The sequence below is a fragment of the Pseudoalteromonas sp. MMG033 genome (assembly GCF_057197785.1).
The window spans coordinates 2,287,308-2,301,892 of the sequence record NZ_CM170070.1 but is presented as its reverse complement, the minus strand read 5'-3'; the positions used below and the strand labels follow the sequence as shown (position 1 = coordinate 2,301,892).

Genomic DNA, 14,585 nt, shown 5'->3' with positions numbered 1-14,585 from the left:
TTACAACGCGAGTTTTATTTGGTTTCGCCCGGCGGCTTTCGCTTGATAAACAGCTTGATCTGCTGCTTTTAGTGATTGGCTAAAGGGCATATTTAGATTTACGCTGGCGACACCGATACTGACCGTAAAATGAATAATGTCACCTTCATACTGAACCTCTAACGCTGCGGCTTTTTCCTTGAGCCGCTGCGCTACATTCATTGCCAACGCAACTTCTGTCTCAGGTAGCAAAATGATAAATTCTTCACCACCTAACCGGCACACGCAATCTTCCGTTCGCACCAATGAATTACAACACTGAGCAAATTGCTTTAACACTTCGTCGCCACCATCATGGCCGTATTTATCATTGATCAACTTAAATCTATCTAGGTCAATCATTAGCAAGCTGAGTGGCCTATCCGCGCGTTGATGGCGACTCATTTCACTCTTGGCATAATCCATAACATAGCGGCGGTTATTCAGTCCTGTTAACACATCCTGAAATGCCATCTCCGTTAAGCGCTGCTGCATTTGCCATAACTCGTGCACCAATAGCCTACGGCTGCAACAATCAGCAATAAGCTCAGTCGCAACTACCTCCCATTGCAACCAATTTCTGGGTTCAAAACGCCCTTCACAGCACACCACCCCAATGGCTAAACCATTTTGAAAAATCGCGGCATCCAGTAAAGCGCAGATCTGCTGTGGTACTAAATAACCATCCGTAAATTCACTGGTTCTCGCATCTGTCATCGCATCATTTGCAGAGATTGTCTCGCCATTGATAATAGCGCGAAAGTAATTAGGATAATCTTGCACTGCGAGTTCAGGCAAAGGTCCAGTTATCAACCCATTCCAATCTGTATTGGCGTAGTTAATTAATTTACTTGGCTTAGCGGCATCATCGAACAACCACACTGATACTCGACTAACATTCAATAGCTCTTTTGCTTCAAGCAAGATATCCGACAAAAATTGTTGGTGGCCGACAGATACATCAACCTCTTTTGATAAGACTCTTCTCAGTCTCTGTGTGACATGTGTTAGCTCATTATGTCTATTGTTAGACATATCACCTTCATACTCTTTCACATCTACAGCCAATGTTTTCACCCAAATACATCTAGTTTATGCACTCTGTAACCTTTATTTACGGTCACATGTAATAATGCGTAGCCTGTATTCTTACAGCTGAAATCGCTGTTTTCAATTCAACAAAATTAAATCAATTGGCGAAATACCATTGGCTACCTCAACTATTAATAATACGCCGATAAGATAAAAAAGCACTTTATTTATCCCATTTAAGGTACTCACATAAAGATAAAATATTTTGAATCAAAAAATGCCTTTTTAAAATTTCACTTAGCTGCTCACTGTCTAGCGCAAACTAGTTGTTTTATTTATAAATTATGCTGTATTTCGTTATTGCCAAATAAAAAGGAGCCAGCTGGCTCCTTTTTATGTCGTTAAATATTTGCTTAAGTATTTTTTCAAAATAGGATCATGCTGAGCCATTTCCCTTTGCTCTTCTAAAATCTCATTGAGCATTTGATAAGACGTTAATGGGTTTGCTAAGACAACACGAAACACCACAGTAGGTTGATTACCGTACTGCTCTGGTGTCAGCCTTGTTCTGGATACAAATGATCGGCCAGTTTCACGTTGGCGCTTTTGCATACTTGCAGTAAGACGGTTAAGCGCAGCGTATATATCCAGCTTTTCCTGTTCATCGACCTTAAGCAATGCTTGTTTAACTTCTTTTGGCACATAACGATATGTTAGTAAGCAAAGTTCAGGTTGAGAAATCAGCTCAAAGTCATCTTGCTCAGCAATTAAGTTAGCAAAGTACTGAGCTTTTTCTATGCTCTGATCAATGAGCATCTCATACCCTTTGCGACCAATCACCTGCAAGCATGCATGGACAAGCATTGCCATACCAGGCCGGCTACCCTCAAGTGTATGGCTTCCTAAATCTTTTGAGCCTTTACGTAAAATATACTCAGCGTGGTGCTCAATCACATCTGTTGCTGCTGGGTCTTTGAATAGTACGATGCCGGCACCCATTGGCACATACATTTGCTTATGCGCATCAATGGTGACTGAATCTGCTTTTTCAATGCCCGACAATAAGTGCCTGTAGGTATTAGACAGTAATGTTGCGCCTCCCCATGCAGCATCGACATGGAAGTGGCAGTCTAGTTCTTCACATAACGCAGCCATCTCATGTAATGGGTCTATGCTGCCGGTCTCAGTGGTGCCCGCAACGCCCACAATGGCCATCACCTTGATCCCTTGCGCTTCAAGCTCACGTGCTTTTTCACGCATGGCATTCATATCCACTTTATTATTTTGATTGGTGCGAATAGCAATGAAATTATCACGGCCGATACCGAGTACATCAGCAGCTTTACCAAGAGAATAATGGCCACGCTCAGATACCAGTACCGCAAGGCCTTTATAGCCATAGTGCATCATGGCTGCAAACATGCCTTGAGACGAAATCCCTTTAAATTCACCATCAGGTTTCAATAAACGGTTTCGCGCGATCCACAATGCGGTAATATTGGCAATCGTTCCGCCAGAGCAAAACGCACCTAACGCATTCTTGGCGCTGTGCATCCACTTTTCATAAAAGGCTTCATCTTGACCATAAGTCAAATGGTGCATCATACCTAACACTTGTCGCTCAAGGGGTGTGAATGCCTTAGACGTCTCAATCTTAACCAAGTTTTGGTTCAAGCCGACCATTAGCTTAGATAAAGGCAGTAGAAAGTGTGGCAATGCCGACGTCATATGACCAATAAAGCTTGGCGACGCGGTATGCACTGAGTGTGCAACCAACTGCTCCATAATATCTTGAGCATAATCAGATACAAAAGTAGGCTCTTCTGGAATTGCCGCTGATTGAAAGTCTTTCTCTATCTCATGCAGGGGCTTTTCAATTGCAGCAATATTCTCGTTCAGAAAACCCGCAAGATTATGAGAGATCTCTTGTTCTATTTTACTGAGTGTAGAGCCAGGGGCTTCCGGTACGGTAAAGATTCGCATCAAGCTTTCTTCAGAAGCGACTGCACAACGCTTTGGACCCATTGTTATTCCCAATCACAAATAGAGTAGATAAGTGCGCTTGCGCTGATATTACGCCTGACAGGCACATCCACCTTACTAATTTATTACGAAATCACTAACTCTACTTTAAAGTTGCAGGAAAGTCTTTAAATGCGGTGTAAAAAAATAAACTTGCCCGCTATTTTCTGCATAAATAAACAAAATGAAAGTTTTCAGGTACAAAAAATGCGCGCAATCTGCTAAAAACTTTGTAAACTTTAAACCAAAGATATAAAATTTGTAATATTATTTAACGCTACAAGCAACAGGAACTGCAATGACTAAATGGAACTTTGCTCATCGTACCCTTTCTTTAACCTGGGTACTCATTGGCTTTATTATCTTTGTCATCTCTCTTGTCGGATACGTTTACTACACTTATCAAAGTAGTAAAGCGACAATCATGATTGAAATAGATGAAAAGCTACGCATCGCGGCACATAGCGCAAATTTGTTTGTCGGCTCCAACTACCACGACAACTTGGCAAATTTACCTCTTACTGAATACAAAGCAAACAGCGAGCAACTAACAAAGCTTGCCCAATCTATTGGCGTAGAGTACATCTACTCAATGGTTTACGACTCACCCCATGTGCGTTTCACAGCCTCCAGCTATACAGTTGATGATGTTGCTAAAGGTCATATCACCCAATTTAAAGATATCTATGAAGAAGCCACCACAAGTAATAAAGGGGCCTTTTTATCAACCACTGAAGTCTTTGAGATTTCCTCTGATAAATGGGGACATTTTAAAACAATATTTGTGCCTCATATTACTCCAAATGGGCAGATTTACCTCACTGGCGCAGACATTACGATTTCACATATAGAAAGTCAGCTGCAAGAGAATGTCACTCAAGCAGTCCTTTCAGCAAGCTTTTTCTTTTGCATTGCTTTGCTTGTGGCTGGCACTTATATGCTCGTTTATCGCCGCACCCTCACAACTGATGCCCGCACGGGGTTTGCCAACCGCTTAGCGCTTGAGCAAGACTTAGGCAATGCAAAAAGGTCGCACCTGAGCCTCGCGATTATTTCCATTTGTGAGCTTGAAGAAATCATCAGCTTTTATGGCGCAGGCGTCGGTGACAAAGTCATTCAAAATGTAATGCGATACTTTCAAAACCTAACCACTCCCTTTAAAGTGTATCGTTTGGCCACCTCAAAACTGGTGTTACTCTGTGATACGCCAAATGGTGAGCACTACTTAAATAATTTAATTTCTGAGTTTCCATTTTCAAGGCCCATTCTTAATGAGCCCATGCTATACATTCAACTTAAAGCTGGTATAGCACGCGGTAATAAAGGTCTGCTACTCGAGAATGCCTTCATCGCATGCAGACAGGCTCAGCAGCTTCATCAAACCACCTACATATATGGGCAGCAAACACAGAAAACCAAATTACTGCAAGAGTCTAATTTAGCCATTGCAAAAACGGTGCAAAGTGCTTTTGACCAGCATAGGATCATTCCTTATTTCACTCCAAGGGCCAGTATTAATGATCAGCAAATTGTCCAGTACCACTGCGCCCCAAGAGTACTGACAGAACAAGGCGTTATATTAAAATCACAAGCCTTTGGGGAAGTCATTAAGCACTCTCGTCTCAACTCGCAACTAACTAAACAGATGCTTGAGTTGTGTGTCGCACAATTTAGAAAAACCAATATTGCTTGGAGTTTAGCATTGACCCCACAAGATTTGCGTGACCCGCAAATGATGGAGTGCATTACTCAAGCCATTAACCGCTACCCGCAACCTAATTTAATCACTTTTGAATTGGACGAACAGGCGTTGATCAGTCAATTTAACGATATGACGGCAATCATCAGTATTTTACGTGCTAAGGGCGTAAACATATTAGTGAATTCACGCAATAGTGGCCTGCTCACTATTAGTCGCATACTTAAAATGTCGATCAATGCAGTAAAACTGGACGAAAAGTTGATTGAACAACTGGCAGACAACCCTCAAGTCAAAGGGCTGGTGAAGCATATCGGCGAGCAATGTAAAAACAGCCAGATCTCATTGATTGTGTCTGGGATAAAAACCCAAGCGCAATTAAATCAATTAGCTGGCACACATATTACGCTTTTTGAGGGAGAATTCATTGGCGCAGCGGCACCGCACATTAAAGAAGGAACCGCTCGAGTGCAACTCAATGAGGCCTAGCGATTATGGCCTCACCGATTAAGTTTGGCTTAAATTAACCACTAAGCGCGTACTGGATTGGCCACTGGCCCAGTACTTGCGCTCAAATGGCGTGATTGCGTACTCACTTTCATACGCCTCAGCGTCAACTGTAATGCCCGCAAGCTGCAGTGCTCTTGCGAACTCCTCGACATAAATAGACCAATTACTTCTCACTTCAAGTACACCGCCAAGCTTAACAATAAAAGGAAAAACAGCGGCACCATGCCAACGCCTTTGAATATGCTTGGCTTTTGGCCATGGGTTTGGATACAACAAATAATGGTGACTAGGCTGCCAATTAGCTTCATAAGCCAAGCGCCAAAAATCATTTAAATCGGCTTGTACCAATATATACTGACCGTGCTCATCTTGCTTGTACTCAACATCGTGTTTATCAAGGCGATGTGATGATTTATCAATACCAATCACCAAGGCATCGGAATGACGCTTAGCCAAGTTTGCGGTACTCTCACCAACGCCACAGCATGAATCTAAAATAATAGGACCTGAAAAAGCCTGTACTTTTTCATTAACCTCATTAAACGCGCTTAAGGTGTGCTCAGCAATGGGCTTTTTGAACTCTGCACTTAAGTGCTTTTGAACGATTTCGTCGAGCTTTTCATGTAGTCCAGTCTGATTTGTCGTGATACTTCGAGAGTTTGCGTCAGCCATGTTACTTATCATATTGCATTTGAATGGGGCAATTTTAAAAGCTTATAGAGCAAAGTAAATAGTAAAAGATAAAAAGGCTTAGGAGGCGAACGACCTTGGATACTGCTTTAAAAGCACGTAGAGTTCCCATAAGAACAAAAAAGCCGACAAGCAGAGCTTGTCAGCTCGATAGAACTAGGTGGGGAAGCCATCACTAGACTCGGTAAACCCGCTCTGTGTGTGTCAGCCTAGTTATCTCTTGATTGCCAATTGGATTCTACTCAATATATGACAATTAGTGTGTACCTGTGTAGGGTAGTAGATCGCCGCAAACATGAGGGCCAGCGCTTAGGTTTTGGCAGTGAATGCCGCCAGTATAATCGACAGTACCACCAGCAACATGAGCAGTCTGTTCAAAAGCAATACGCTTAGTATTTGGAGATAAGGACTTCACGTTTTTTTTATTGATTTTAAGTTTCATAACTTTCCTTTTTAAAATTCAGAGTGTACCCATAATAGATAAACAGTGAAAATTTCAAAAAAAGACACTTGCCCTAAAAAAACTTAAAAAATCCCTCAACGCCAAACTTGAGCGTTCAAAATACACTCATAAATACTAAATAATATACACTCCAAACTGTGGAGATATAATGTGAGAACCCCATCTAAAATAGCGTTAAATATCATTATTATTCAATTTGTTAAAATTTCATCTGGAGAGTGAACTTCCGAGGTAAGTAGCCGTTTTGCAAGTGACCGTACTATAAAGCGGAAATACGTTAGCTGTGTGATAGTTATTATCATACAGTCAATAAAACACATTAACATCATGACATAAGCTAGCCATAAATACTGTTGTAGAACGCTTATTGGAATAGTAAAACAGAATAAAAACTGCATGCTCGCATGGTATGTGGGAGATGAAAAGTAGAGCACGGCCCTATTTTGGACCATGCTCTAAAATTAACTTAGTGTCTTAGTCCAACACCACGCTTAATCAGTGTCAGCGCTATCGTAAATAGCACAGTAATAAAACCAATGAGCACGCCAAATGCAACATAGATATTGACGTCAGATACACCTAAGAAGCCATATCTGAACGCGTTGACCATATAAATGATTGGATTGATTTGCGATACCCCTTGCCAAAACTCAGGAAGCAACTGAATCGAGTAGAATACCCCACCCAGATACGTCAATGGCGTTAGCACAAAGGTCGGGATAATACTGATATCATCAAAGCTGTTTGCATACACGGCGTTGATCAAACCGCCAAGTGCAAATACAGCGGAGGTGAGCACCACAGTGGCCACAATCACTGCAATATTATGAATTTGAATATCCACAAAGAATAAACTAACCAAGCTGACAATTAAGCCCACCAGCATGCCACGAGCCATACCCCCTCCCATGTAACCAAGTACAATCACATAGTTGGGTACAGGCGCAACCAGTAACTCTTCAATGCTCTTTTGAAATTTTGTTGAGTAAAAGCTGGACGCCACATTTGAGTAGGAGTTAGTGATCACCGACATCATGATAAGACCCGGCACAATAAACTCCATGTAACCAAAACCGCCCATTTCACCAATGCGCGACCCGATCAAGCTACCAAAAATGATAAAGTAGAGTGTCATCGTAATGGCGGGCGGTACTAAGGTTTGCACCCAAATGCGCAAAAAGCGTATGCACTCTTTAATCCAAATACTTTTCAGTGCAACACGGTATTTTAATATGCTCATTGCTTACGCCCCTGCTCTAATAACCCCACAAATAACTCCTCTAAGCGATTTGCTTTATTACGCATACTTAACACTGTATTGCCCTGCTCGCTCAATTGCGCAAAGACTCCGTTAAGCCCTTGTGACTTCTCCACTTCAACTTCAAGCGTGTGATCATCAATCAAGGTAAACTGATATCCTGACAGAGACACAGGCTTGATGGGAGCTTGTAAGTCTAAGATAAAAGTTTCTTTGTCTAACTTTGCTAATAAGGCTTTTATTGTGGTGTGCTCGACAATCACCCCTTTGTCGATAATGGCGATATTACGACACAATAACTCAGCCTCTTCTAAATAGTGAGTCGTTAAGATAATGGTCACACCTTGGCTGTTAATTTCACGCAAGAAATCCCACATCGAGCGTCTTAGCTCTATGTCCACACCCGCAGTCGGCTCATCCAATATCAGTAGCTTTGGCTCATGCATCAGTGCACGGGCAATCATTAAGCGGCGTTTCATACCACCAGATAAGGTACGTGCTTGCTTGTCTTTTTTATCAAACAGGCCCAGCTGCTTAAGGTATTTCTCGGCGCGCTGATGTGCAACTTGGCGAGGCACACCATAATAGCCAGCTTGATTCACCAAAATTTGGTTCAGCGTCTCAAACTGACTAAAGTTGAACTCCTGAGGGACTAAGCCGAGCTCAGATTTCGCCTCTTCTAATGCGGTATCAATTGAGTGGCCAAAAACGCTGACCTCGCCTTGGGTTTTATTCACTAAAGAGGCAATAACCCCAATTGTTGTCGACTTGCCCGCCCCATTTGGGCCTAACAATGCGAAGAAATCTCCTTCTTGTACCTCTAAATCTATCCCTTTAACGGCTTCAACACCGTTTTTATAGACTTTTTTTAAGCCTTTTATACTTAATGCAGTTGTCATGTATTTCGGATCCCCAATCCCCATAATGTGTTTTCAAACAATTTAGTCGCCATATCCCCAGCGTTTTGCCAGATTATGTTCGATGTTTAGATGGTCTAAAATCCGTGCCACCATAAAATCAACCAGATCCTCGATTGACTGTGGTTGATGATAAAAGCCCGGCGCAGCAGGCATAATCGTGACGCCCAATTGACTCAGCTTGAGCATGTTTTCCAAGTGGATCGGGCTAAATGGCGTCTCTCGTGGCACCAATATTAACTGCCCACGCTCTTTGATCACCACATCCGCTGCACGCTCAAGCAAGTTATCCGATGCACCCAGTGCAATCGCTGAGACACTGCCTGCACTGCAGGGACATACCACCATTCTCTTTGGTGCGGCCGAACCGGATGCAACGGGGCTAAACCAGTTGTCTTTCCCAAAGACTTGAATTTGACCTTCTTTGGCTTTGCATAACGCACTGAGTTGTTCAGTGGCTTTAGCTTCATTACCAGAGAGTTTAACGTTGGACTCAGTATCCAGTACCACGCGCGCGGCGCTGGAGATAAGCACAAAGACTTGATAATCCAGTGCAACCAAAACTTCTAACAAACGTAGGCCATATGGCGCACCCGATGCGCCGCTAAATGCTAACGTAATTGGATCTTTAAATTGTGACATAGGTTTATGACATTACCTTTTTAAGCTCGGCAGTAAGGGCATCATGAATGCCATTAAACCCACCGTTACTCATAATTAAAATATGCTGATTTGGCTTGGCCTGCGAAGTGACGTACTTAATAATATCATCTGTACTCGCAAAACATTGGCGACCCGCTTTTACTGCCGCTTCTTTTAAGGACCACGAAAGGCCTTGTGGCTCATAGACTAAAGCTTCATCAGCGGCGCCAAGCGCATTCATTAACGTATCTTGGTGCACGCCCATTTTCATGGTATTTGAACGCGGCTCCAAAATAGCAATGATTTCATCACTGCCCACCTTGGCACGAAGCCCTGCAAGTGTCGTTTCAATCGCGGTTGGATGATGTGCAAAGTCATCATATACACTCACACCACCAATTTCGGCTTTGAGTTCCATACGACGTTTTGGCGACTTGAAAGTTTGCAGTGCTTCAATGCTTACCTCAACTGGGATCCCGACATGACGCGCGGCAGCAATGGCCATAATGGCGTTTTTCACATTGTGTTCACCAATGGCAGACCAGTTTACCTCACCAACTTCCTCGCCCTGCAGCAGCACGTTAAAGCGGCTGCCATCAGGCGCGATTAATTGATACGACCAATCCCCACTGAGCGATTCTTTTTGACTCCAAAAACCACGCTCAAGCACCTCGTTTATTGCACTATCTTGTGCTGGATAAATCGCTTTCCCCTGCCCAGGCAGGGTTCTGATCAAATGGTGGAACTGGGTCTGGATGGCATTTAAATCAGCAAAAATATCGGCATGGTCAAACTCAAGGTTATTCAGGATTAATGTGCGAGGTAGATAATGGACAAACTTGCTGCGCTTATCAAAAAATGCGGTGTCATATTCATCGGCTTCGATAACAAAAAATGGCGTATCGGTCACCCGAGCAGACAAGCCAAAATTTTGCACAATTCCACCGATTAAAAAGCCGGGTTTAAGGCCTGCATATTCTAGCAACCAAGCTAGCATACTGGCTGTGGTGGTTTTGCCATGGGTACCAGCAACAGCCAGTACCCATGCATCTTGCAACACATGCTGTTTTAACCACTCAGGTCCAGATGTATACGGCAGGCCTTTCTCTAATACATACTCTACACAAGGGTTGCCGCGACTCATTGCATTGCCTATCACCACCACATCCGGCCTTGGCTCCAACTGAGCGGGATCATAACCTTGCGTTAATTCAATACCCAAAGACTCAAGTTGGGTACTCATTGGCGGGTAAACGTTTTGGTCTGAGCCCGTGACTTTATGGCCCAAAGATTGTGCGATGGCTGCAATGCCCCCCATAAAGGTGCCGCAGATCCCAAGAATATGAATATGCATAAGTTCAGCTAGTTATGAAAATTGCCCCTAGAGTAACATACTCCAATGAGCCTAGGCTGACTTTGTACGCAAAACACTTTTGCACAGACAAAAAAATACCAGCCTGTTGGCTGGTATTTTTAGTCAATACTTAATTCAGTCACAACTTAAGCAACACCGTATTGGTCACGGTACGCTTTAACTGCCGCTAGATGCTCAGACGCGCTACCTTGTTGCTCTAGGTAAGTAATGAGATCAGCAAGCTTAACAATCGACACCACTTCGGTGCCAAAGTCACGCTCTACTTCTTGAATTGCAGAAAGCTCACCTTTGCCTTTTTCCTGACGGTCAAGGGCAATCAATACACCTGCTAAGTCTGCTTCATTCGCCTTAATAATTTCCATCGACTCGCGGATTGCAGTACCAGCTGTGATCACATCATCAACCAACATAATACGGCCTTTAAGCTCAGAACCAACTAGGTTTCCGCCTTCACCGTGCTGCTTTTTTTCTTTACGATTAAAGCAGTAAGGTACATCTTTATCATGGTGATCAGCCAGTGCAACCGCAGTTGTTGTCGCAATTGGAATGCCTTTATAGGCAGGGCCAAATAACACATCATAAGCAATGCCCGCATCTTCTAGTGCTGCAGCATAAAAACGACCTAAACGCGCAAGGTCACGACCCGTGTTAAATAAGCCAGCATTAAAGAAGTAAGGACTAGTACGACCTGATTTAAGCGTAAACTCACCAAACTTTAGCACCTGCTTTTCCAGCGCAAATTCAATAAAATCTTTTTGATACTGTTTCATAACTCACCTACTGTTTACGCTAATGCTTGTTTTTGAATATCGATGATCTCGCGAATTGAATGCTTAGCGAGTGCCAATAACTCATCAAGCTCTTCGAATGAGAAAGGTTCGCCCTCAGCAGTACCTTGAACTTCAATCAGCTTACCTGTTTCTGTCATGATCACGTTCATGTCAGTTTCTGCTTCTGAGTCTTCAAGGTACTCTAAGTCACTGATCGCTTCCCCGTTGTATACACCAACAGAAATCGCGGCAATCATGAACTTAAGTGGATTTGCATTGATCATGCCTTTAGCACGCATGTGCGTCAGCGCGTCAACCAATGCCACACATGCACCACTGATTGATGCTGTGCGTGTACCACCGTCAGCTTGTAGCACATCACAGTCAATTGTAATGGTGTTTTCACCTAACGCCGATAGGTCAACCGCAGCACGAAGCGCACGTGCGATAAGGCGTTGAATTTCCATCGTACGACCGCCTTGCTTACCTTTTGCAGCTTCGCGGCCATTACGAGTATGAGTAGAGCGAGGAAGCATGCCATACTCTGCAGTGATCCAACCTTTACCTTGTCCTTTCATAAAACGCGGTACGCCCGCTTCCACAGTCGCTGTACACAGCACTTTTGTATTGCCAAACTCTACAAGCACTGAGCCTTCAGCATGCATTGTATAGTTACGGGTAAATGTTACAGGTCTAATCTGATTTGCAGTTCTTTCGCTTGGACGCATCCACGTTCCCCTATCATCAAAGTTTCGCAATATTATAAAGGGATCCTTTGCGCTATGCCACGCAATACCAAAAGAAATCTTAGCTTTACCTATCGAGCAGTGTTTTTCTTAGGCTATAATGGCGTCGCAAACTTAATTAAATAGGAACTTTATATGATCCATAGTATGACCGCCTACGCTCGAAAAGAGGTAAAAGGCGATTGGGGCACTGGGGTTTGGGAGATCCGCTCAGTCAATCAACGTTATCTCGAAACATTTATCCGCGCGCCGGAGCAATTCAGGGCATTAGAGCCAGTAGTACGTGAACGCCTTCGTAAGCAACTGCAACGAGGCAAAGTAGAAGTCTATTTAAAATTTGCAGCAAATCCAGCTCACGTTGGTCAGCTGTCTATTAACGAAACCCTAGCCAAGCAAATTTTAGAAAACGCTAAATGGGTGCAATCTATTAGCGGTGGCGATATCAACCCGACTGAAATCTTGCGCTGGCCTGGCGTTATGGAAGCTGAAGAAGTCGATTTAGATGAAGTAAACAGTGCATTACTTGCCGGTTTTGACGAAGTCGTACAAGACTTTAAAGCAGCAAGAGCCTCTGAAGGTGCAAACCTTGAGAACATGATCACCACGCGTCTAGACAGTATTCTTGAACAAGTAGCCGTTGTTGAAGGCCACATGCCAGAAGTAACTAAATGGCAGCGTGACAAGCTCACACAAAAACTAGAAGAGCTACAAACGGACATCGATGAATCACGCTTAGAGCAAGAGCTGATTTACCTTGCACAAAAGCAAGACGTTGCCGAAGAGCTAGACCGCTTAAAATCTCACGTCAAAGAGACGCATAAAATCTTGAAAAAAGGTGGCGCATGCGGCCGTCGTTTAGACTTTATGATGCAAGAGTTTAACCGTGAGTCGAATACACTTGCCTCTAAGTCTATCAATGCTGAAATCACCAATGCTGCAGTAGAGTTAAAAGTACTGATTGAGCAAATGCGTGAGCAGATCCAAAACATCGAGTAATGTTTCAGGCTGTTTCTGAGCGTTAAAATAGCCTTTAAAATCTGGTTGTTATGAGTTTTACGTGTTTCAACCTGTTGCCCCGAATTGCTCTTTGTAATGAAAAAATGATGGCAGAAATGGTGGCAGATTTTGAAAAAATTCAAAATTTGCCCCAAACTTTGAAAATCTGCCACCACTTTTATTGTAAAGGTATGATATGGCAAACAAAATCAACGCTCAGCAAATTAAGTCTTTAATCAAAACGGGTAAAGTAGGCTATCACTCAATTGGGAATGGCCTCTATATTCGAATCAGTAAAGAGCGAAGCGCTTTTTGGGTGGTTAGATATACAATTCATAAAAAGCGCAGAGAAATAACCTTCGGCAAATACCCCGATGTCTCATTGGCTGAGGCACGCTTAAAGTCAGCGCAAATTGTGCTTGATGTGAAAAATGAAAACATCGACCCTCAAGCCGAGAAAATGCGCCTCGATAACGAAATCTTAAAAACCGTCAATGATCTTGCCGAAGACTGGCTGCAAGAATGCGAAAAACGCTTAAAGCACCCAAATATCCCCAGACGTATTTATACCAAAGATCTCGCCCCTTACTTTGGTGAGCTAGCCATCGACAAAGTAAACCCCAGAGATATTCGCGGCGCGATACAACGTATTACACAAAGTGACCGCCCAAGCATTGCAAATGATGCGCTCATGTACTGCAAGCAGCTATTCAGACATGCAATTAAGCTAGATTTACGCACCTCTAACCCAGCTGAAGCATTTAACGTGTCAGATGCGGGCGGTGTAGAGCGAAGCCGTAGCCGCGCCCTATCACTTGAAGAACTAGAGAAGGTGTATCAATGCCTGCGGGAAAATTCTGACCAATTTACCCGCGACAACTATTTAGCCTTTTCGCTGCTACTTTGTTTAGGTGTTAGAAAGGGTGAGCTAATCGCTGCCAAATGGACTGAATTTGATCTTAAAGAAGCGCTTTGGCATATTCCACAGGAGCGCAGCAAAACAGGCCGAGGCATCACCGTGCCATTAAGCCCCATCGTCATTGAATGGCTCAAAGAGCTGCAAATACGAGCCTTTGGCTCTGACTATGTCTTTCCAAACCGCAGAGCCAGCAAGCGCTTTGGACATATCAGCCCCGACACACTCAACGCCGCCATTCAAAAGCTATTTCGTGAAGACAAAATGCCCGTGCCCCACTTTACCGTTCACGACCTACGCCGCACCTGTCGAAGCCTACTTGCAAGCAATGGCGTAGCTGGTCATATCGCCGAGCGGTGCTTAAACCATAAGCTAAAAGGGGTTGAAGGGATTTATGATAGATATGACTATTTGAAAGAAAGGACCAATGTACTAAATACATTAGCAAGTCAATTGAGACCACTCATAGATGATTTACAATCAATAAGTTAAACTTCTATTAACAGCATTACAGTAACAATTATTCTGTTA

Annotated in this window: 13 protein-coding genes; 3 read left to right on the top strand and 10 right to left on the bottom strand. The window is 43.3% G+C overall.

Going from position 1 to position 14,585, the window contains the following annotated elements; genetic code table 11:
- Together AC2CZC_RS10155 and panP are read right to left on the bottom strand one after the other, a co-directional pair.
- Positions 1-1,086 (bottom strand): sensor domain-containing diguanylate cyclase, encoded by a 1,086-nt coding sequence (locus AC2CZC_RS10155; RefSeq protein WP_484584730.1) that lies wholly within the window; start codon positions 1,084-1,086, stop codon positions 1-3.
- Positions 1,087-1,443: 357 nt separating this feature from the next.
- A complete protein-coding gene (gene panP / locus AC2CZC_RS10150; RefSeq protein WP_484584729.1) occupies positions 1,444-3,075 on the bottom strand; it encodes a pyridoxal-dependent aspartate 1-decarboxylase PanP in 1,632 nt (543 codons plus the stop codon).
- Between the two features lie 295 nt (positions 3,076-3,370).
- Between panP and AC2CZC_RS10145 the strand changes: the two genes are divergently transcribed.
- Positions 3,371-5,260 (top strand): EAL domain-containing protein, encoded by a 1,890-nt coding sequence (locus tag AC2CZC_RS10145; RefSeq protein WP_484584728.1) that lies wholly within the window; start codon positions 3,371-3,373, stop codon positions 5,258-5,260.
- A gap of 18 nt (positions 5,261-5,278) precedes the next feature.
- Here the strand turns inward: AC2CZC_RS10145 and trmB are convergent, their stop codons facing one another.
- From trmB to rph, 8 genes are all read right to left on the bottom strand, one after another.
- Positions 5,279-5,953, bottom strand: a complete 675-nt coding sequence (gene trmB, locus AC2CZC_RS10140) for a tRNA (guanine(46)-N(7))-methyltransferase TrmB (protein WP_484584727.1) — start codon at positions 5,951-5,953, stop codon at positions 5,279-5,281.
- Between the two features lie 274 nt (positions 5,954-6,227).
- On the bottom strand, positions 6,228-6,413 hold the full coding sequence (locus tag AC2CZC_RS10135) for a hypothetical protein (protein ID WP_484584726.1): 186 nt from the start codon (positions 6,411-6,413) through the stop codon (positions 6,228-6,230).
- 487 nt (positions 6,414-6,900) lie between these two features.
- Positions 6,901-7,668: an ABC transporter permease gene (locus tag AC2CZC_RS10130; protein WP_063366921.1), complete on the bottom strand. Its 768-nt coding sequence runs from the start codon at positions 7,666-7,668 to the stop codon at positions 6,901-6,903.
- A 2-nt stretch (positions 7,669-7,670) separates the two neighbouring features.
- A complete protein-coding gene (locus tag AC2CZC_RS10125) occupies positions 7,671-8,591 on the bottom strand; it encodes an ABC transporter ATP-binding protein (protein ID WP_063366798.1) in 921 nt (306 codons plus the stop codon).
- A 42-nt stretch (positions 8,592-8,633) separates the two neighbouring features.
- Positions 8,634-9,251 (bottom strand): flavin prenyltransferase UbiX, encoded by a 618-nt coding sequence (locus AC2CZC_RS10120; protein ID WP_039611911.1) that lies wholly within the window; start codon positions 9,249-9,251, stop codon positions 8,634-8,636.
- Positions 9,252-9,255: 4 nt separating this feature from the next.
- Complete coding sequence (gene mpl / locus AC2CZC_RS10115; protein WP_484584725.1) at positions 9,256-10,605, bottom strand: UDP-N-acetylmuramate:L-alanyl-gamma-D-glutamyl-meso-diaminopimelate ligase; 1,350 nt, start codon at positions 10,603-10,605, stop codon at positions 9,256-9,258.
- Between the two features lie 146 nt (positions 10,606-10,751).
- Positions 10,752-11,396: an orotate phosphoribosyltransferase gene (pyrE, locus tag AC2CZC_RS10110; RefSeq protein WP_046354198.1), complete on the bottom strand. Its 645-nt coding sequence runs from the start codon at positions 11,394-11,396 to the stop codon at positions 10,752-10,754.
- Positions 11,397-11,410: 14 nt separating this feature from the next.
- Positions 11,411-12,124, bottom strand: a complete 714-nt coding sequence (gene rph, locus AC2CZC_RS10105; RefSeq protein WP_023399777.1) for a ribonuclease PH — start codon at positions 12,122-12,124, stop codon at positions 11,411-11,413.
- A 153-nt stretch (positions 12,125-12,277) separates the two neighbouring features.
- Here rph and AC2CZC_RS10100 point away from each other — a divergent pair, with 153 nt between their 5' ends.
- Both AC2CZC_RS10100 and AC2CZC_RS10095 read left to right on the top strand, forming a co-directional pair.
- Positions 12,278-13,138: a YicC/YloC family endoribonuclease gene (locus tag AC2CZC_RS10100; protein ID WP_484584724.1), complete on the top strand. Its 861-nt coding sequence runs from the start codon at positions 12,278-12,280 to the stop codon at positions 13,136-13,138.
- 196 nt (positions 13,139-13,334) lie between these two features.
- Positions 13,335-14,546: a tyrosine-type recombinase/integrase gene (locus tag AC2CZC_RS10095; RefSeq protein ID WP_484584723.1), complete on the top strand. Its 1,212-nt coding sequence runs from the start codon at positions 13,335-13,337 to the stop codon at positions 14,544-14,546.
- The last annotated feature ends 39 nt before the right edge of the window (positions 14,547-14,585 follow it).